We start from the raw sequence: 1,510 nt of genomic DNA, 5'->3' as shown, positions 1-1,510 counted from the left end.
TGCGTTTCGGTAATGATAGAGTTCTTCATCGTTTGACTGGTTAAAGTTAAGACTTTTCGTCCTTTAAGCAGTCCGGTTTTTAGGAGGGGTTACAACCCCATATTTACCGCTTAAGCAACCAACAGCGCGAGCCGGGTAAATAGTCAAGGCCGGGCCACTGCTAAAAAAACAAACAAAAATGGCCCGCTCTGCATGGCCTTTACTTTTTATCCCGGCGGTGGGCTATCTTCGCGGATGTGGTGAGTATGGGATTATTTTTAGTTTATAAAATAATATTCCGGGTCAAATTGACCAGTTATTCCGCTGGCAACTGACCACCCATAATTAAAAGATATTGGGTAAAACCCTGTTAACTTCAATTATTACAAGTGATAAGAATTATTTAATTCTACCCAACCATTCCATTGATAAATGTCTCTACAAAATCTTTGATGCGTATTAAAATGCTGTCGCCTCTTTTTTTACGTTGTAGTACACTTGGCTTTTCCCCTTCTATCAGATCTAATAAATCATCACGCAATGGCTCTCTTTCTGCAAAAAGGTAGTCCTCAATCAATTTTTCTGTTTTTTCCTTAGAAAGCTTTTCTTCACTGATTATTTTTTCAAAAGCCAGCTTCTGTTCTTTATCCCAGTATCTGTCAAACTCTGTGGTTACTTCATCAGTATCTGTAATCAGTGGTAGGTTTTCTTCGATAAAACGTTCTATCAATTCACGTTTACTACGTAACGTAGTTTCTGTAGACAATAAATTAGCAATCTCTCTTTTCGTCTTTTCTGTATCGCCTTTATTCTGTGACTTGAGTTTAATCAGTAATTGAATGATATAATTTACGTTTATCTCGTCGCGATGTATAAGCTCTAATTCAAAATCTACGTCTTCTAAAATAGAGACCCTTTCTTTCGTTTCTTTGGTGCCTTCGTAAATGTCAAGGTATTTACTTTTAAAATCCTCAAACTCCTGCTCAGGCATTTGCAGATCATCCCAGGTAAAATCCGCAAAAGAGGTAAGGATATTTTTAAGTCTCATCAAATTTCGAAAGGCTTTTACAAATTCCAGCTTGTCATCTTCACTTTGTAGATCATTTACATCATTTGGCGATGAAGTAATATCCTTTAGCTTGTCGAAAGCTTCTTCAAATTCTTTTGCATAATCCTCATACGGCTGCATAATGATTACTTCAATAGCATCCTTGTTACTGAATAAGGTTATAGCTTCATCGGTTCTGTTTTTGAGATTACGAAAAGCAACGATGTTTCCTTGAGACTTTTGCTCATTTAATATTCTGTTGGTACGGCTGTATGCCTGTATTAAACCATGATATTTAAGGTTTTTATCTACGTATAATGTATTTAACGTTTTGCTATCAAAACCAGTTAAAAACATGTTCACCACTAATAAAATATCAATTTTGCCATCCTTTACCTGCTTGGAAATATCATTGTAATAATTGTAAAAACTTTCGCTGTCCTTCGTGCTGTAGGCACAGCCAAACATTTGATTGTAATCATT

1 protein-coding gene is annotated in these 1,510 nt (G+C 36.0%); it reads right to left on the bottom strand.

The annotated features are described in order from the left end of the window. Nucleotides 1-388: 388 nt before the first annotated feature. Nucleotides 389-1,510, bottom strand: a 1,122-nt coding sequence (locus ABIB39_RS23270) for a type I restriction endonuclease subunit R, EcoR124 family (RefSeq protein ID WP_502916213.1), incomplete at its 5' end; no start/stop codon positions are given.

Source organism: Mucilaginibacter sp. UYP27 (assembly GCF_040547175.1).
GTDB lineage: Bacteria > Bacteroidota > Bacteroidia > Sphingobacteriales > Sphingobacteriaceae > Mucilaginibacter.
This window is presented reverse-complemented; position numbering and strand designations above follow the sequence as displayed.